Raw genomic sequence first — 16,814 nt, forward strand, 5'->3', positions numbered from 1 at the left:
CTACTCCTTTGTATTTACTTTTATGGTTTTACTTTCCCAAGGTGATAGGCTATCAAACATACGAAAATCTTGCGGTAAATCTATAGGATTATATACAACCTTTTTTGCCTCTATATCATATCTTACTTCCTCATAACCAGTGAGAGGGAAATCTTTTAACATTGGATGACCTTTGAATCCATAATCTGTTAGAATCCTACGCAAATCAGGGTGATCAGAGAATTCTATTCCATACATATCAAACACTTCACGCTCAAACCACGAAGCTGTGCTAAATATCTTCGCTACACTTGGAAGTATGTCGCTTTCACATAACTGAAGCTTTATGTGTACTCTAATATTATGCACAATGCTGAGCAGATTGTATATTAGCTCGAAACGCTTCTCTCTATTTGGATAGTCAACTCCAAAAATATCAACTAATAGTTCAAACCTACACTTTTCATCATCACGTAGAAAGAGTAAGTGCTTTTCAATTTCATCTAAAGTTGAATATATTACAATAATGCCATCATCTTTTTGAATGCACTCACACTTGGTCTTTTTTTGTATATGCCTTGCAGTTTTATCCATGCTTTATATTCTGAGTTCGTTTTATTTTGTTTTGTAGGCATAGCATTCCATATAGCAACGCCTCAGCAGTTGGTGGACATCCAGGGACATACACGTCAACTGGCACAATTCTATCACAGCCTCGGACTACTGAATAAGAGTAATGGTAATAACCACCACCATTTGCACAACTTCCCATAGAAATAACATACTTCTGGTCTGCCATTTGATCATAAACCTTGCGCAATGCTGCTGCCATTTTATTAGTTAGTGTGCCAGCAACAATCATCACATCTGATTGACGTGGGCTTGCACGGAACATTATGCCATATCTATCAAGATCATAACGGCTGGATGCAGTATGCATCATCTCAACTGCGCAACATGCAAGACCAAATGTCATTGGCCACAATGAACCAGACCTTGCCCAATTCATTACATAATCTATTAAATCACCAAATTTAGTAACAAGAAACCCTTCTTTTTTATAACGACCCCAGTCATCATTAGATAGAATTTGATTTGTCATAAACTACTCCCACTCTAATGCACCTTTACACCATTCATAGATAAAACCTATAGTGAGTATTGCAAGAAATACCATCATAGACCAAAATCCACCATAGCTTATCTTAGATAAAGAAACAGCCCAAGGAAAAAGAAAAGCAATTTCTAAGTCAAATATTATAAATAATATTGAAACTAGGTAAAATTTAATGTCAAAATTTTTTCTTGCACTGGATAGTGGATTGAAGCCACACTCATATGTGGAAAGCTTTTCACCATCTGGCTTACTCACTGCAAGAAACATAGGCAATATACCTAAAGCAAAAGATACTACAATTGATACGCAGATAAAAATTACTATGGTTAAGTATTCGCTCATTTAACAAAACATATAACACTATGAATTTATATGCTTTCCTAACTTTTTACCACCTAAAATATGCACGTGAAAGTGTGGTACAACCTGCTCTCCATTTTCACCGTAGTTAGTGACTAATCTATATCCTGTTTTTTCTAGATTATATTTGTGTGCTATTTCTCTAACAGTTTTGAAAAAACTTATTATCTCCTCTTCAGGAGCTTTTAGAATGAAGTCATCATATGAAACATATTGATTTTTTGATATAACTAAAATGTGAACTGGTGCGTCAGGGTACTTATCACAAAAAGCCAGTACATTTTCATTTTCATGTACCTTCTCACAAGGTAACTCACCTCTTAATATTTGAGCAAAGATGTTATCGCTATCATAAACTTCATTGCTCATATTTTAAGAGCGACCTTTCCCTCTTCCTTCGTTTTTCTCTACACTAGGTGTAGATAGTGGTTTTATCGTTTCACCAGAAGCATCTTCAAGATTTAAAGAGCTTACAAGTTCCCTTACTTTTACCATGTCCTGCTGTTCTTTCAAAGAGGTTTCTATTCCACTCACCCTTTTTCCAGTAATAACTCCTGGTTGTAAGTGATACATATCCCCAGGAACAGTTAGACTATGATGTCTTTCCTCTATTTTAACTTCATTCATAATACTCCCCTTATAATTCATAACTTTACCCCTTAACTCCTTTTATATTTTCAGAAACCTGTGATTCAACTCTATTTTGCCAATTATTTGCAATTTTCTCTGATGACTTTCCTTTATCACTCCTACAGATACCCCAGCATTTTTTAATGTCTCGCCCTCCTGACCAGCAGATAAAGCCAGAGTTTCTGAAGGCTGACCAACATCAGACTTCACAACTTCGTTTGATGGCTGCTTTTGATTATCATATTCCTTATACAATTTTTCTGCAATACCATTTAGCAATTTTAAGTCTGTATGAATTTTAAATTCTCCACCAGTAATTCCTGCCAGTTTCTTAAGGTCTTCGTCAACTTTATTAGCAATTCCTTTAAGAACAAGCTCTTTTATCTCTTCTGGACTCTTTCCTTTATTTTTAGAGTCAGTTTTAATGTCTTCAATTATTTTTTTAACATCAACTTCAATTACAATTTTGTTTTCTTCTCTAAAAATAGTTACATTCGGTAAACCTACTTTTATTTTACCCAATTGTTCATCGTTCAAATAAGGTATATCTCCCGTCAAAGTCCTTGACGCTAAAAAAGCTACCTTTCCTGTCCCTTTCTTTTGCTCTGTTATTTCTACACCAAGATTCTCACTAGCTTGTGTGGTTTCTATAGGTGGATCATATTCCCTTTTTTCTTTAGGTACATCTATACCAACAGCTTCCTTTAACGAAACTGTGGCATCATGTTTCATTTCACCCGTTGAAGCAAACGGCTTCTCTATAGGGTAAATAAGTGCTTTAGGCACAAGAGCAAGCACCCAACCTGTAGCTTTTACACCTGTTTTAACTACTCCGCCTATCTTAGCCCAAATAGATTCTGCCATACATACCTCCAAGGTACTTTCTACAACCAGGTGCTACAACATACCTAATTATAGACGAAAAAATTTAAACTTCTATATCTATTATAAGATGAAATTATAGAGATAGCAACCATTATTTGTACATTATCTAAAACATGTAGTATTTTCGCTACTTTTATTGTTCAATTTATTATAAAGAATACTCTCTAAATTATGTTTAAATGGAACACAAATAATATCATTGATGCAACTGGTGGAAGAGGAGAGGGAGGTTGTTACAGCTCAAATATTTCAACAGACACAAGAAGCATAAAAAAAGGTGATTTATTTATTGCCCTCAAGGGAAAGAATTTTGATGGCCATAATTTTTTGCATGAAGCGTTTTTAAAAGGGGCTGCCGCTGCAATAGTGAGTGAGGGTAAATATAAAAGTTTCCCTCTCGTTATTGTACAAGATACCCTGAAAGCTTTGCACGATATGGCATCATACTATATTAGAAATGTTCTTGTTGACGCTAAAGTTATTGCAATTACAGGCAGTGTCGGGAAAACTACTACAAAGGATATGCTGCACACTGTTTTATCGCAATATGGAGTGTCCCATGCAAACGAAGGTAACTTAAATAATAATATAGGATTGCCTTTGACAATTCTAAAAGCTCCAAAAAACTGCCAGTACTTAATCCTTGAAATGGGAATGAATAAAGCTGGTGAAATAAAAGAATTATCAAAGATTAGTAATCCGAATATTGCAGTTATTACCAACATCGAACCTGCACATACTGAAAATTTTTCATCACTATTTGACGTTGCACAAGCGAAGTTAGAGATTCTGTATGGTATGAAAAATAACGGTACTTTGATTTTGAACAGAGATAATAAATATTATGATTATCTCTCATCACATGCCAATAGAAATGTAATAAGCTTCGGTAAAGATAAAAATGCTGAAGTTTGTTTGTTGGACCTAATAAGAAATGATGACGGGCTAAATTTAAAAATCAGGCTGAGTGATAATCAAACTATAAACTGTAATTTACGTGTGCAAGGTGAGCATTTTGCTTATTCGCTACTTGTTGCAGCAGCAGTTGTGCAGAGCCTCGGACTTGATTTATCAAAATTACCACTTGCACTTAAGAATTTTAGTGTAACGAAAGGTAGAGGCAATATTCATAAGGTCAAATACAATAAAAAATATATACATTTAATTGATGACTCCTATAACGCCAGCCCTACTTCGATGAAAACTGCAATAAAAACTTTGAGTACATATTCTAATCAGAGAAAAGTAGCTTTGCTTGGTGATATGTTGGAACTTGGTGATAAGAGCATAGAATTCCATACAGATTTGGTTAAGATTATCACAGAAAATAATATAGATAAAGTTTATACAGTTGGTAAATCTATGTTAGAATTACATGAGCTTTTGCCAGATAATATAAGAGGCGCACATTTTAATGATTCTAATCAATTGAAAAGTGATTTAGCTAACATTATTCAGAATAATGACGCAATTCTAGTTAAAGGTTCACAAGGAATGAAAATGGATCTTATTGTACGGGAATTCATAATAGAATATTAAGCAAAATCATTGTATTAATTTACAGTAACAAATTATTAGGAACTTTAATTGTGACAAAACGTGTAATTATTTTTGGTGGAACGGGGTTTATAGGGAAACACATCGTAAGACGCTTGGCAGCAGAAGGATATTTAATAAAGATATTCACTCGTAATCAGGAAAAAGCTGCTTGTTTAAAATTGTGTGGCAATTTGGGACAAATATCAATATTTAAAGGCGATTTTTTTGATGAAAAATCAGTTCTGGAGGGTATGGAAGAATGTGATGTAGCCATAAACTTAGTGGGAATATTATATGAAGCAAAAAAGCACGATTTTTACGCTGTTCACGTTAAAATAGCTGAAAGGATAGCAAAAGCTGCAAAAATGAAAAATGTACCTATGATGATACATTTTTCTGCTATGGGAATAGAAAATAGCAAGTTGTCAAAATATGCTCAAAGTAAATTGGAAGGTGAAAAAGCTGTAACTTCAGCATTTCAAGAAGCAATAATAATTAGGCCAAGCCTTGTATTTGGTAAGGAAGATAACTTCTTTAATAAATTTGCAAGATTAGCAACTATTCTTCCTTTCTTACCACTAATTGGCAATGGAACGACTAAATTTCAGCCCATATGTGTAACAGACTTAGCTGAAGTGGTATATCGTATTATCAGTTTTAATAAGCAAGACAAGAAAATTTATAACATGGGTGGACCAAAGGTTTACTCTTTCAAAAGCTTATTGAAGTTTATTCTGAATGTTACTAACAGAAAGTGTTTGTTGATCAATGTATCTTTTCCAATGGCAAAGTTAATAGCTTTCTTTTTAGAAAATAAAATTATTTCTATGCTGCTAAAACCAATAACCGGAGATACGAACCCTGTGCTTACTCAAGATCAGGTGAAAGTTATGATGAATAGCTCAATCGAAAAGTCAGCTGACCTTGAAACAATGAAGGTTCGACCATTAGCAATTGAAAATGTGGTGCCAGAATACTTGAAGATTTATAGAAAGTATTGATAGAAGAGTGTGCCCGGTGGGATTCGAACCTACGACCCACAGCTTAGAAGGCTGTTGCTCTATCCAGCTGAGCTACGGGCACACAACATATATAAAATGCTTCTTAGTACAAGTGAAGTCAAGTATTTCGTGTGAATATGATGTTTATCTTGCAACACCTTGTCATTGCAGTTGTGTGTCACGCGCTGCCGAAGTTGGATGGCTTTGTTGCATAGCAACCGAAAAAATCTGGTGGCTACTGACAAAATTCATTATAAATAACCATTTAACTGTTGAAGAAAAAATATGCCACAGAAAATGAAAGTCAGTAACCAAAACGAATATAACAAATTCCTTGAAAAAAGGGGAAATATTTTTCGTTACATCGATGAAGCTATCGAAAATTGGTATGAAATTGGGCCAAAATGCAGGGTGGCAACAATATTTACAGTGATAAAGTCGTAATTTTGGTGCATATAATTGTCAATCTTTTTAGAATTGGTTTAAGACAAACGGTGGGGTTTATAAAAGGATATCTGCAACAAATAGGAAAAAATTTGGCAGTTATCAGCTATTCACAAGCATCAAGAAGGTTTAAAAAACTTAATATTAAGATAAATGATTGCAGGGTTGATAAAAGCAACATGGAAAATATTGAAATTATCATAGATAGCACAAGTATCAGCATTTACAGTAACACTCCTGGCCACAGTAAGGAAAACAGTGCAGATAGAAAGTACCGAAGCTACGAGCAAGTAAGAAAGTTACATGTTATGTTAAGTGTGAATAGTAAAAAAGCTATAGCTGCAAGATACAGTAATGGCGTCTACTCTGACCACTATGGAGCTTGCGATTTGCTTGAAGAAGTTAATTTTCAGCACAAAATAAAAGCATTATATGCAGATAGGGCATACGATAGGCACAAACTTTATAAATTGTGTAAGAAATACGATATAAAGACAAAAGTTCTACCAAAAAAGGATGCAGCAGAACATTCAAAAATAGATTATATGTCTGACAGAAATGCTGCTATTAGGTTAATAAAATTATATGGACAAGATGGTGTAAAAGAGTGGAAAAAGGAAGCAATTTATGGAAAGAGATCTTACATAGAAGGATTTTTCTCAAGGTTGAAGCAAGTATTTGGATTTAGCTTTAGGAATAAATCTGAAGTAAATCGTGAAAAAGAATTACTAATTAAGTGCTATTTGCTCAACAAATTCACTGATATTGGTATGGCTAAATTTGAAATCATTACATAAATTTGTCGTAAACCATCACTGCTTAAGGTGCTATGCAACAAAGCCATCCCAGTGTCTGGGCACTGGGATGACACCATTCTTTTTCCTGGATTCCAAACTGGGATGACAGCTAGCCTGACAATCGTCATCCCGCTGCTTGTTAGCGGGATCTATGCTAAAAGATACTGCGGCGGTATGACGGTTTGTGGTGGAATGGCGATAAGCTCGTCATCCCGCTTTGTTAGCGGATGAGATACCGCGGCGGTATGACGGTTTGTGGTGGAATGACGATAAGCTCGTCATCCCGCTGCTTGTTAGCGGGATGACAAGAAAGGAGCAGCAGGATGACACCATCATAAAATGAAACTAGATTGTATCTTATCGGTAAAAAAGAAGAGCTATTTTAGGAAGTTTTTATAGGGCTAAAACTAAAGAAAACTTGCATATAAGTTCATCAAGATGTAAAATTGAAGTTATTTTAAAAGAATAGGTCAATTATGAATCTTGTAACAAAATCTGCTATCGATTTTACTGCTTCAGCTGTTCTCTCCGGCGGAGAAATTGTTGATGATTTCTGTCTGAGTGAGCGCATAAAAAATAAGTATGCTGTCCTTTTTTTCTATCCACTTGATTTTACCTTTGTCTGTCCAACTGAGTTGATATCATTTAGTAATAAAATAGAGGATTTTTCAAAACGTGGTGTTGAAGTTATAGGGGTAAGTGTAGATTCAAAGTTCTCACATTATAAATGGCGAAACACTCCAGTTAATGATGGTGGTATTGGAGAGGTTAGCTACACTTTAGTGTCTGATATCAAAAAGTCTATATCAAGAGACTATGGGGTCTTATATGATGACTCAATTGCGCTGAGAGCAACTTTCGTTATTGATGATAAATTTATTGTACGTCATCAATCGATAAATGATTTGCCTTTAGGGCGTAATATCGATGAATTCGTTAGAATCGTTGATGCAATTAAACATAATGAGGAGCATGGTGAAGTATGTCCAGCAGGGTGGAAGAAAGGTAAGCCAGCAATGCAGGCAAGCGATGAAGGAGTAGCTGATTATCTAAACTCATACAGTGAAGAATTATAGATTTAGTACAAAAGTTCTTATTATTGGATCCGGGGCAGCGGGTTATGCTGCCGCTATATATGCAGCACGTGCAAACTTAGAGCCAATTGTAGTAACGGGAATGCAGCCTGGTGGTCAGCTTACAATTACTACAGATGTTGAAAATTATCCTGGTTTTGTTTCAATACAGGGTTCAGAACTAATGGAGCAAATGAGGTTGCATGCAGAAAAGGTTGGAGCAAAAATAATAGATGATGAGATAAAGAGCGTTGAACAACTTGAGGACTTTAATGAGTATAGATTTAGATCTTCTAGTAATATCAATGACTACTATTCAGATGCAATTATCATTGCATCTGGTGCGCAAGCGAAGTGGCTTGGTTTGGAGAGTGAAAAGGAATTTCAAGGTTACGGAGTTTCAGCTTGTGCAACTTGTGATGGTGCATTTTTTAGGAATAAAGTTGTAGCTGTGGTTGGTGGTGGAAACACTGCTGTTGAAGAGGCGATATTTTTAACTCGATTTGCCAAAGAAGTTATACTAATACACAGGCGTGATAAATTGAGAGCGGAAAAAGTAATGCAAGATAGGCTCTTTAAAAATGATAAAATAAAAGTAATATGGAACCATACCGTAGAGCAGATTCTTGGAGAAGAAAATCCGAAAAAAGTTACTGGTATTATAGTTAAATCAACGGAAGCTCAAGAATTGAAAGTCGATGGAGTGTTTATTGCAATTGGGCATGCACCAAATACAGGTATTTTTAAAGGCTTTGTTGAAATGGATGAGCAGGGTTATATAATTACGAAACCTGGAACAACTTTAACTAGTAGGGCAGGGGTGTTTGCTGCAGGTGATGTTCAAGATAAGGTGTATCGCCAGGCAGTAGTTGCCGCAGGAACAGGGTGCATGGCTGCACTTGATGCAGAGAAGTTTTTAGAGTCGTAATTAATTAACTCAGAATTAGGATTTTATAGCTAAAGTGACTTAAGTTCACCGATAATTTTAAAAACAAAAATTCGTCATTCCGCTACTTGTTAGCGGAATCTATGCTGAGATACCGCGGCGGTATGACACCTTTCTTGGGTTAGCTATAGATAAATCGCTTGCAATTTTCCTTTTCTTTTTCATAATTATATTAGTAAATTATTAGGTAGGTTTAATATGCTTTTCAATGAACCAACACAAAAGTTATTTGAGGCTATTGATGATGAAAACCTAGAAGGTTTTAAACAAGCTCTGGCAGAGGGTGCGGATGTTAATGCGTTTGATAAAGAAGGCATGACACCTTTGGTGTCCATAGTTACTAATTTGTCTGCAGGCTTTAAAAAAGAATATCAGAATATGATTAGGTTACTTCTACTGCACCAGAGAATAGATGTTAATATTTGTGAAAAAAGTAATGACGATACAGCTTTACACCTAGCAATGTGCTTTCAACAAAAGAAAACGTTACAACTTTTGCTTAGTCACCCAAACATAAACACTAATATAACCAATAAGAAAAATCAAAGTCCTAGTGAGTGTGCTAGGCAAAATCGTGCTGAACATTTGATAATAGAAATACAAAAAGCACGAAAAGGAAGACAATTATTAGATGCTCTTTTTAATGGAAATATTAACCGAGCAAAAACACTGTTGGCTCAAGAGCTTAATCCTAATTGCTGGAGAAGAACCCAAGATGGAAGAATAAAAACACCACTTAGCTTAATTATAAAATCATGTTTACAAGGAATAACACAAGATAACGAAGAAGTATTGACTAAATTTTTAAAACATAAAGACCTAGATTTTAGTCAAATAAAGCCAATACAAGATATAGAGAAAAATCCATGGGTGAAGCAAATAATTGAACAAGCTATTACAGAGCGATTAGCTGATGCTATTAATAGCAAGGATTTAGATGATGTAAAAAAATTAGTAGAAGATAATTGTTTCATAAATCGTGCAATTGTTACTGCTGCATTTGAAAGTATTGAAAGTATTGAACGTATCAGAAATTATCTAAATGAAAAATTCCCTACAAGTGCAGAGCAACCTGTAGCAAATACACATAATGTTCAACCAGAAATAAACGACGAATTCATTGCTAAAGAGTTGCAGCAGCTCGAAAACCTTAGAGATGAACTTGAAAGAACAAAAACTCAACTTGTAGAGAAAGAGCAAGAGCTGGATAAGGTTGTACGTGAAAAAACGAGCGAAACTAGCAAAATTTCACAATTAAAAAGAGATTTAGTACAAGTAAGGCAGGAAAAATCGGCTCAACAAAGTGAATTAAGGGAAGAAAGAGATAGGCTTTCATCAGAAAATAGACTGCTCCGTACTAAAAGTCTGAGTAATAAAAACGAAAAATCCTCGGAGGCAATTTCTCCTGGTAGAAAACAAAGCAACTACGCTTCTGCTTTTTTTGTGTTGTCTGGAGCGTTTGCTGTTGGTGCATGTTTAGCAGTTTTATACGGTTATCCAGTAATAGGTGCTTGTCTTGCAGCAGTTGCACTTGTTCTTCTTTTAGTAGGATATTTTTTATACAAAGGAGATGAAAAAGACATAGGACCTGGTAGTGCCACAGATAATCCTCAAGTTACAAGGGTTTTAACTTCTTCTCCAGGCCCTGCTGAAAATTTTTATACATATTAAAAACATCTTGATAATTGAGGTGAGTGTAAACTTGAGTAGTTTCCAGGCTTGAGTGGCCAAGCAGTTGTTGTATTGATCTTATGTCAATATCTTCCTGAAGCAAATGAGTAGCAAAACTATGGCGAAATGCATGTGGAGATAAAATTTCTGGTAAATTTAACATTCTCCTTATTTTCTGCAAACGATTAGCCACATAAGTTCTTCCCAATTTTTTTCCTCTTACTCCCACAAAAAGATGTTGTGCTTCATCAAGGTAAGGACAGGCTTTTACATATTCTTGTATACATTTTTTTACTACTGGGAGAATGAATACCTGCCTTTGTTTATCTCCCTTACCTGTTACTATTAAACTTTCATTGTTAATATCACTAACCCTAAGGTTCAACGCTTCACTGATTCTTAAGCCTGTACCATATAGCAGGACGATAATCGCAATTTCTCTTTTTACCACCCAAGATTCGCCCAAGTCAGATAGTTTCATTTCTTTCACCAAAGTTTTTGCGTTGCCTCCTGTCATCCCAGTACGTGACACTGGTTCTTCTTTTTTTCTGGATTCCAGCGTCACGCGCTGGAATGACAAAGGAGAGTGAATCCCATGTAAATAATGGTTATGCAAGAAGAAATCTATTAAAGCTTTTATATTAGGTATTGATAATGCTTTGGGCAGAGTTCTTCTCTGAATTGGCCTTGATAAGGAAAATATAGCTTCATTGTCTATATTGTAGTTGTTTTTTATGTACTTGAAAAAATTTCTGATTACTGACAATGCACGAGCGTTAGATCTTGCATTCACACCTCTTGCGTAACGAGAGGTAAGCCAACTTCTTAACTCAGGTATACTTAAATTTTTCAGAGTACCAACATTTACTTCTCCACCAATATGAGTATTTAGGAAACTTATAAGATCCTTCAAGTCCCTCATGTATGACTCTAAAGTGTTTGGTGAATAAGATCTGTTGCACCTCAGCCACTCATACCATTTTTCAATGATTGAACCGAGGTTCACAATTATTTTTTAAAGAAAGCATCGATGCACGCATCTCGAAAGGCTTCATTTATATCAGGATGAGAGTGACAAATTCTGTATATATCCTCTGCTGCTGCGCCGTATGCCATTGCAACCGCTGCTTCATTGATTAGCGTATCAGCGTATGCTCCTATGATATGCACACCTAGTATTGTATCTGTTCTGCTACAAGTCAGCACTTTCACGAATCCTTCAGCATCATCAGTGATTTTTGCTCTGCCGTTTGCAGCAAATTGACATTTACCAACTTTGTACTTACGGCCAACACTTTTCAACTCCTCTTCAGTTTTACCGATTGAAGAAACCGCAGGGTGAGTGTAAATGACAGATGGTATAATTTCATAATCAACGTGAGGTGACTGTCCTGCTATTATCTCTGCAACTGCCACTCCTTCTTCTTCTGCCTTATGAGCAAGCATTGCTCCACCGATCACATCACCAATAGCAAATATTCCTTTCACATTAGTTTCATATCTGTTGTTAACTTGAACGAAACCGCGATTATCTTTTTCTATTTTTTCATCAATACCAAGATTCTCAGTGCATGGTTTGCGTCCTGCTGCCACCAATACCTTATCCGCCTCTATAGTGTTTGTTTGATTATCTTTTACAGAGCAAACTTTCACACTCAAAGAGTTGCTACTTTGTTTTATCTCCTCGACTTTAGTGCTAAGTAAAAATTTTATTCCTTGTTTTTGTAGACTAGAAAGTAGAGACTTACTTAATTCTCCATCCATTGCTGCAGCGATTCTATCAAAAAATTCTACTACAGTGACTTCAGACCCTAGCCTCCTCCATACAGAAGACATTTCAAGCCCTATTGCCCCGGCTCCGATTACGACAAGTTTTTTTGGTACTTCAGTTAAAGATAATGCACCAGTAGACGAAATAATGTCTTTCTCATCGATATTAATTCCTGGCAAAGAAATAACGTCAGAACCGGTTGCAATTACTATATTTTTTGTCTTCAGCACCTTACCTTCAGCTAAAACTTCAGGATTACCTTGGTCAAAAGAAGTAATTTTCCCAAGCCCATTGATTTTAGTGATTTTGTGAAGGTTAAACAGATATTCTATACCTTTTCCAAGTTCCTGAACTCTGGCGTCCTTATAGCCTAGCATTTCTTTTAAATCGAAACTTGCGTCCTTAATTTTTACGCCAAGCTTCGACAGATCATTTTTCGTGTGAGCATACTGATAGGAAGAATGAAGTAGTGCTTTGGAGGGTATGCACCCAACTCGCAAGCACGTACCACCAAAAATGCTATTTTTATCTATGCAGGCAACTTTCAATCCAAGTTTTGCAGCAGTGATAGCACACTTATAACCACCTGGACCACCACCTATAACAATTAAATCATAATCAATCATAAAGAACAAACCTATTTTCTAAAGAATAAACACCATTCTTCTCAGTTGTTACATATATCTTATTGCGAGTAAACACTGGAGTGTGAAACACATTACCAGGTACTTTGACTACCTTTCCTGCACTTTCAGATCCCGGAAAAGCAAACATTGAACCTTTATTGCTTGTCACCCACAGTGTATGGGCATGCATAATTGGAGCAAACAATTGCATATTTTCTATTAAATCAGATGTCCAGACCGTTTCTCCATTTTTTATATCCAGGCCAATTATTTTATCGTCTTTAGTAACTATAAAAATTCTTCCGCCTTCTTTTTGCTTCTTTGGAGGAATAAGAGGACTGTAATATGACTCAATGTCTGATACACTTTTTACTTGCAGTGACTTTGACCATAAAATATTTCCTGATCTCACGTCAATACCATAAATATAGGAATTGTTTGTAGCTATTAAAGTATCGCCAAACACTCTCGGTGTAGTAGTTACATCTGTGAGCTGTGTATCCAAAAGGTTTGTAGCCAATTTTTGGCTCCACAATTTTTTACCGTCTTCATTGAAAGCTATTAACTCACCATTTGAAAATGGTGCTATTATTTTATCGTTAGAAATTGTTGGCGATATGGAATACAAACCTCGAACCTCATTGATACCGTTTTGATAAGTCTAAACGGAGCTGCCATCTTTTATATCAAACACGTACAGATAATTATCAATAGTCAATACTACCAATTTATTATTTATTACTGCTGCTTTTCCTCTTACTGGAGCTCTCAATTCTTTTTCCCACTGAATCTCGCCGGTTTTTGCATCTATTGTGTGTAGAACGTTATCCACTATAAAGAAAACGTTTCCTCTGTGACGCAATAGGCTCATGTTACTAATTTTTTTTCTGTGTGAGAGGTGTAATTTCCAATTCATAGCCTTTGAGTTATCAATATCAAAGGAATATAAAGCGCCGTGCTTGTCTGATAAAATAACGCTATCTTCTGTAAGCACTGGAGCTACATACCCTTGAGATAGTTTTTTATCCACTAGACTTATTCGCTCGCTTGCCATTGTGTAACTGCTACACAATAACATTATCATGACAATTATTACTTTCATTACTTATTGAAAACAAGACTTAATTAATATACATCTTAAGAACCTTAATTACAACGGAAATGTTCTTGCTGCATGTTAAAAACGTTGATTTATGAACGAAATATTATATTATTATGTGAGATAATGCATACTTGACCTTACCCAGAAAAAGTGCCAACCTGCCACCTATCCACTCTGAAAAGTGATTATCTTCTCTTGCTTCCAACCAAGCAATACCTAATTCATACCTTCTGGGTAAGGTCATCCGCTACTTGGATGACAGAAAAGAGTGCTGGGATGACAGGAGGCAATGCAACCTCATTAAAAACTTAATTTCAACCCAGCCAAGAGCACATAACCAGAGTTGTTATTTTCTATTGTAGGTTCTTTGGTACTAAATTTTACAATATCGAAATAGTATGAAGTACCTAAAAAAAGAGAATTTTCAAGGCTTAAAGCATATGATGTTAACTCGTTTGTGCCTTTGCCTGCAATATCCCTGCCACTATTGAAATATGTTAAGCTCGATTTGTAAGAATCAGAATGGTAAGCGATACCTGCATTCATATAATACGTATTATTTATTTCAGGATTACGCCTCTCACCAGATTCACCACCATTACCATACGAAAAAATGCAATCAAGATCGAACAATTTTAGCTTTAAACCAAAATTCCAGTTTAGTAATTGATTACGGCATTCATAATTTTTAGAAGTTCCATCTGAGCAATCAGTTAAATTTTCTCTTGCAAATTCACCAGTCAAAGCAGTAGTAAAACCTATATCATCTGACAAGCTGTTTTTATAGGAAAGGCCAGCAGCAATTAAATTGCTGTACTGTAAGTTATTTTTTCCTGGAACATAGCTGAATCCGAGTTGAAAGTTATAGATTTCAGGGGAGATGTAGTTAATTGATGATTGTTTTAACCCTAGTTCGAGTCCATTATAATTACTGTAAATGTTGGGTTTTACCCAAAATACCTTGTCTTTATCATATCCAGGGTCACCATCTTTTTTATGATCACCACGCAAATTTGCATAGTTTGTCCAATGACCATTTACTCCTCCAGCAGCTGTATAAATTTTTGAAGTGTTAATTAACATGCCCTGACTAACTAAACTTCTTTTACCATATTCAATTGATCCAAGTCCCTGATTTTTAATGATGAAATACCCTTCCTCCATGTCTAACTTTTCTATGTCTAACGCTTTTAGGTTTGCAATACCAGAAACTCCTGCCTTAACATTAAACCCCATTTGAGTATTTGGATAAACTTGCTGTAAATAAAGAAAGCGCAAGTATGAATAACTTGAAGTTTTATCCTTAGCCTTAGCATTGAAAGAATCTCTGTTGAAAGCGTAGCCGGATCTCAGATCTACTTTTCCATCTAGTTCTGCATAAAATATTTCCTTATCCAGAATTGTTCTAGAGCTAGCACTATTCTGTGAAAATAATAACGAAAGCAGTGCTATCAGGTAGTACCTTAACTTCATAAATAAACTTAAATTTTTGTAAAAATTTAAGTTTAAACTCAATATAAATAAAAAACAACTTCACATATATTAACTAAGCTTTCTAGACCCAGTGTCAGCTACTTGGATAACACCTACAACCTCGTCATTCCGCTACGTGTTAGCAGAATCTATGCTGAGATACCGCGAATAAATCCATAACTGTACGAACGTTGTGCTACCAGGAGGGTGTTATCCAAGTAGCTGACACTGGGATGACAAGAAAGAGGCACTGGCTCTTGGATGGAAAGCTGGATTCCAGACTGGAATAATACCTCTCTTAGAAAAATTACTTTTATATCATAACGTTCGTACAGTTGTGGAATAAATCGCGGTATGACGTAGAGCTGTGCTAGCTATATCATTAGCTTACATATTTTTTAAAAAGACCAGAAGGCGCCGCTGGTTTTTACGTAGATTTTGCTGCCTGTTTTTGAGCTATATTCCCATAAATTATTGATACACTTGGTAATTTTCGCTTTAATAACTGCTTATTAATGGCAGAATGTATACGATTAATTATTTTAGATGTACTTTTTACATCGCAGTTAATCAAAACAAAAAGCATTTTATTCTCATCAATATACCCTAGAAAATCATCACTACGGCAATTTTTATAAAAATGTTCTATGACAACTTTCAGTGCATCATTTGTCTCGCTACAGCTACTATTTAAGCCAATTATTCCTATAGCTGCATTAATTTGATGTTGAAAGGCGAAATTCAATATAACGTATAACTCTAGAATAGTGGACTCATTGCCCGGTATATCGAATAAGTCATGGTTTTTATATTTTTTACCCATTAGGTATTCATCTCTAAAGATTCCTAATTTATGGGACAAACTGATATCACGTATTAATAGCTCATAATTTATTTTATTACTGGCAAATTGTGCAGTGCGGAAAACTTTTACTTTTGTCCTGATATCTTCTCCTTTAGCATCAATTAAGGAAAAATCTATCACTTTAGGTAATATATCAAGTAAATCGTGTCCATTTTCGGTATACTCTAAATAATTCTTCACGTTGCCGGCTGCTCTTGTGCTTAAGATATTAATTAATGGCTTGTTAAGCAAATTCTCCTCTTCATATTTTAGCAAATCCCTTGCAACTTGATTGAGCCCCGAAATTAACACGGTTTTTTTCTTATTATCCTGACAAATAGATACCACAGCATCATCTTTCCTTCTTGCAGTTATGAAATCATCCATATTTTCATTTTATATGATACATCTATAAGTATAATAAAATTACATTAAAATTTACTTACTTATTAATATGCTTGATTAGATATAAGTAAAATGTCATATGGGATGGCTTTGTTAGCTGCTTTAGGTGGTAATAAATGGATAGTCAAGCAAAATTACATTTGTAACTTTG

20 protein-coding genes, 1 tRNA gene and 2 pseudogenes are annotated in these 16,814 nt (G+C 35.3%); 10 read left to right on the forward strand and 13 right to left on the reverse strand.

The window, feature by feature from the left end:
• From ACJZL1_RS00110 to ACJZL1_RS00135, 6 genes are read right to left on the reverse strand one after another with little or no spacing between them, the layout of a single operon-like run.
• Entirely contained in the window at positions 1 to 573 is a 573-nt protein-coding gene (locus ACJZL1_RS00110; protein WP_265034473.1) for an NADH-quinone oxidoreductase subunit C, read from the reverse strand.
• Positions 566 to 1,081, reverse strand: a complete 516-nt coding sequence (locus ACJZL1_RS00115; protein WP_419247234.1) for a NuoB/complex I 20 kDa subunit family protein — start codon at positions 1,079 to 1,081, stop codon at positions 566 to 568. Before ACJZL1_RS00115 ends, ACJZL1_RS00110 begins: the two co-directional genes overlap by 8 nt.
• 3 nt (positions 1,082 to 1,084) lie before the next feature.
• The gene (locus ACJZL1_RS00120) at positions 1,085 to 1,438 is read right to left on the reverse strand and encodes an NADH-quinone oxidoreductase subunit A (RefSeq protein ID WP_006279576.1); all 354 of its coding nucleotides are present in this window, start codon (positions 1,436 to 1,438) and stop codon (positions 1,085 to 1,087) included.
• An 18-nt stretch (positions 1,439 to 1,456) separates the two neighbouring features.
• Positions 1,457 to 1,825, reverse strand: coding sequence for an HIT domain-containing protein (locus tag ACJZL1_RS00125; protein ID WP_419247235.1), 369 nt, complete (start codon positions 1,823 to 1,825; stop codon positions 1,457 to 1,459).
• Positions 1,826 to 1,828: 3 nt separating this feature from the next.
• Positions 1,829 to 2,083, reverse strand: a complete 255-nt coding sequence (locus ACJZL1_RS00130) for a hypothetical protein (RefSeq protein WP_265025947.1) — start codon at positions 2,081 to 2,083, stop codon at positions 1,829 to 1,831.
• A 42-nt stretch (positions 2,084 to 2,125) separates the two neighbouring features.
• Complete coding sequence (locus tag ACJZL1_RS00135; protein WP_419247236.1) at positions 2,126 to 2,950, reverse strand: hypothetical protein; 825 nt, start codon at positions 2,948 to 2,950, stop codon at positions 2,126 to 2,128.
• Positions 2,951 to 3,142: 192 nt separating this feature from the next.
• Between ACJZL1_RS00135 and ACJZL1_RS00140 the strand changes: the two genes are divergently transcribed.
• The gene (locus ACJZL1_RS00140; RefSeq protein ID WP_265025945.1) at positions 3,143 to 4,510 is read left to right on the forward strand and encodes a UDP-N-acetylmuramoyl-tripeptide--D-alanyl-D-alanine ligase; all 1,368 of its coding nucleotides are present in this window, start codon (positions 3,143 to 3,145) and stop codon (positions 4,508 to 4,510) included.
• A gap of 50 nt (positions 4,511 to 4,560) precedes the next feature.
• Complete coding sequence (locus tag ACJZL1_RS00145) at positions 4,561 to 5,511, forward strand: complex I NDUFA9 subunit family protein (RefSeq protein WP_265034467.1); 951 nt, start codon at positions 4,561 to 4,563, stop codon at positions 5,509 to 5,511.
• Between the two features lie 8 nt (positions 5,512 to 5,519).
• Here ACJZL1_RS00145 and ACJZL1_RS00150 read toward each other — a convergent pair.
• Positions 5,520 to 5,593 (reverse strand) — tRNA-Arg (locus tag ACJZL1_RS00150).
• Positions 5,594 to 5,686: 93 nt separating this feature from the next.
• Here ACJZL1_RS00150 and ACJZL1_RS00155 point away from each other — a divergent pair.
• The 8 genes and pseudogenes from ACJZL1_RS00155 to ACJZL1_RS00190 all read left to right on the forward strand — a co-directional run bounded on the left by ACJZL1_RS00155 (position 5,687) and on the right by ACJZL1_RS00190 (position 10,442).
• Complete coding sequence (locus ACJZL1_RS00155) at positions 5,687 to 5,812, forward strand: hypothetical protein (RefSeq protein ID WP_419247237.1); 126 nt, start codon at positions 5,687 to 5,689, stop codon at positions 5,810 to 5,812.
• Positions 5,797 to 6,752: pseudogene (locus tag ACJZL1_RS00160) on the forward strand (IS5 family transposase). Before ACJZL1_RS00155 ends, ACJZL1_RS00160 begins: the two are co-directional and overlap by 16 nt.
• The gene (locus ACJZL1_RS00165) at positions 6,736 to 6,858 is read left to right on the forward strand and encodes a hypothetical protein (protein ID WP_419247238.1); all 123 of its coding nucleotides are present in this window, start codon (positions 6,736 to 6,738) and stop codon (positions 6,856 to 6,858) included. The pseudogene ACJZL1_RS00160 and the gene ACJZL1_RS00165 overlap by 17 nt, the downstream one beginning before the upstream one ends.
• Positions 6,855 to 6,983 (forward strand): hypothetical protein, encoded by a 129-nt coding sequence (locus ACJZL1_RS00170; protein ID WP_265034465.1) that lies wholly within the window; start codon positions 6,855 to 6,857, stop codon positions 6,981 to 6,983. Before ACJZL1_RS00165 ends, ACJZL1_RS00170 begins: the two co-directional genes overlap by 4 nt.
• A complete protein-coding gene (locus tag ACJZL1_RS00175; RefSeq protein WP_341812840.1) occupies positions 6,970 to 7,095 on the forward strand; it encodes a hypothetical protein in 126 nt (41 codons plus the stop codon). The genes ACJZL1_RS00170 and ACJZL1_RS00175 overlap by 14 nt, the downstream gene beginning before the upstream one ends.
• Before the next feature lie 133 nt (positions 7,096 to 7,228).
• Positions 7,229 to 7,828, forward strand: coding sequence for a peroxiredoxin (locus ACJZL1_RS00180; RefSeq protein WP_419247239.1), 600 nt, complete (start codon positions 7,229 to 7,231; stop codon positions 7,826 to 7,828).
• Positions 7,815 to 8,753 carry a thioredoxin-disulfide reductase gene (trxB, locus tag ACJZL1_RS00185; protein ID WP_419247240.1) on the forward strand — a complete coding sequence of 313 codons (939 nt, stop codon included), beginning with the start codon at positions 7,815 to 7,817 and terminating at the stop codon, positions 8,751 to 8,753. The genes ACJZL1_RS00180 and trxB overlap by 14 nt, the downstream gene beginning before the upstream one ends.
• A 216-nt stretch (positions 8,754 to 8,969) precedes the next feature.
• Complete coding sequence (locus ACJZL1_RS00190; protein ID WP_419247241.1) at positions 8,970 to 10,442, forward strand: ankyrin repeat domain-containing protein; 1,473 nt, start codon at positions 8,970 to 8,972, stop codon at positions 10,440 to 10,442.
• On the opposite strand, the gene ACJZL1_RS00195 is transcribed toward ACJZL1_RS00190, so the two are convergent.
• The 6 genes and pseudogenes from ACJZL1_RS00195 to ACJZL1_RS00220 all read right to left on the reverse strand — a co-directional run bounded on the left by ACJZL1_RS00195 (position 10,387) and on the right by ACJZL1_RS00220 (position 16,645).
• The gene (locus ACJZL1_RS00195) at positions 10,387 to 11,448 is read right to left on the reverse strand and encodes a tyrosine-type recombinase/integrase (protein ID WP_419247242.1); all 1,062 of its coding nucleotides are present in this window, start codon (positions 11,446 to 11,448) and stop codon (positions 10,387 to 10,389) included. The two genes, ACJZL1_RS00190 and ACJZL1_RS00195, sit on opposite strands and share 56 nt — an antisense overlap.
• 2 nt (positions 11,449 to 11,450) lie before the next feature.
• A complete protein-coding gene (gene lpdA / locus ACJZL1_RS00200; RefSeq protein WP_419247243.1) occupies positions 11,451 to 12,839 on the reverse strand; it encodes a dihydrolipoyl dehydrogenase in 1,389 nt (462 codons plus the stop codon).
• Positions 12,832 to 13,941 (reverse strand): annotated as a pseudogene (locus ACJZL1_RS00205) (PQQ-binding-like beta-propeller repeat protein). Before ACJZL1_RS00205 ends, lpdA begins: the two are co-directional and overlap by 8 nt.
• A gap of 103 nt (positions 13,942 to 14,044) precedes the next feature.
• Positions 14,045 to 14,185, reverse strand: coding sequence for a hypothetical protein (locus tag ACJZL1_RS00210; RefSeq protein WP_419247244.1), 141 nt, complete (start codon positions 14,183 to 14,185; stop codon positions 14,045 to 14,047).
• 56 nt (positions 14,186 to 14,241) lie between these two features.
• Positions 14,242 to 15,414 carry a porin gene (locus ACJZL1_RS00215; protein WP_419247245.1) on the reverse strand — a complete coding sequence of 391 codons (1,173 nt, stop codon included), beginning with the start codon at positions 15,412 to 15,414 and terminating at the stop codon, positions 14,242 to 14,244.
• Between the two features lie 427 nt (positions 15,415 to 15,841).
• Complete coding sequence (locus ACJZL1_RS00220) at positions 15,842 to 16,645, reverse strand: hypothetical protein (RefSeq protein WP_419247246.1); 804 nt, start codon at positions 16,643 to 16,645, stop codon at positions 15,842 to 15,844.
• Positions 16,646 to 16,814 lie beyond the last annotated feature (169 nt).

It is taken from the genome of Wolbachia endosymbiont of Rhagoletis indifferens (genome assembly GCF_048537595.1).
Taxonomy (GTDB): Bacteria; Pseudomonadota; Alphaproteobacteria; order Rickettsiales; family Anaplasmataceae; genus Wolbachia.

Coding starts and splice junctions, on each gene's coding strand:
- ACJZL1_RS00110 (WP_265034473.1), bottom strand. CDS start 573: ATGGATAAAACTGCAAGGCATATACAAAAAAAGACCAAGTGTGAGTGC.
- ACJZL1_RS00115 (WP_419247234.1), bottom strand. CDS start 1,081: ATGACAAATCAAATTCTATCTAATGATGACTGGGGTCGTTATAAAAAA.
- ACJZL1_RS00120 (WP_006279576.1), bottom strand. CDS start 1,438: ATGAGCGAATACTTAACCATAGTAATTTTTATCTGCGTATCAATTGTA.
- ACJZL1_RS00125 (WP_419247235.1), bottom strand. CDS start 1,825: ATGAGCAATGAAGTTTATGATAGCGATAACATCTTTGCTCAAATATTA.
- ACJZL1_RS00130 (WP_265025947.1), bottom strand. CDS start 2,083: ATGAATGAAGTTAAAATAGAGGAAAGACATCATAGTCTAACTGTTCCT.
- ACJZL1_RS00135 (WP_419247236.1), bottom strand. CDS start 2,950: ATGGCAGAATCTATTTGGGCTAAGATAGGCGGAGTAGTTAAAACAGGT.
- ACJZL1_RS00140 (WP_265025945.1), top strand. CDS start 3,143: ATGTTTAAATGGAACACAAATAATATCATTGATGCAACTGGTGGAAGA.
- ACJZL1_RS00170 (WP_265034465.1), top strand. CDS start 6,855: ATGACAGCTAGCCTGACAATCGTCATCCCGCTGCTTGTTAGCGGGATC.
- ACJZL1_RS00180 (WP_419247239.1), top strand. CDS start 7,229: ATGAATCTTGTAACAAAATCTGCTATCGATTTTACTGCTTCAGCTGTT.
- ACJZL1_RS00190 (WP_419247241.1), top strand. CDS start 8,970: ATGCTTTTCAATGAACCAACACAAAAGTTATTTGAGGCTATTGATGAT.
- lpdA (WP_419247243.1), bottom strand. CDS start 12,839: ATGATTGATTATGATTTAATTGTTATAGGTGGTGGTCCAGGTGGTTAT.
- ACJZL1_RS00210 (WP_419247244.1), bottom strand. CDS start 14,185: ATGACCTTACCCAGAAGGTATGAATTAGGTATTGCTTGGTTGGAAGCA.
- ACJZL1_RS00215 (WP_419247245.1), bottom strand. CDS start 15,414: ATGAAGTTAAGGTACTACCTGATAGCACTGCTTTCGTTATTATTTTCA.
- ACJZL1_RS00220 (WP_419247246.1), bottom strand. CDS start 16,645: ATGGATGATTTCATAACTGCAAGAAGGAAAGATGATGCTGTGGTATCT.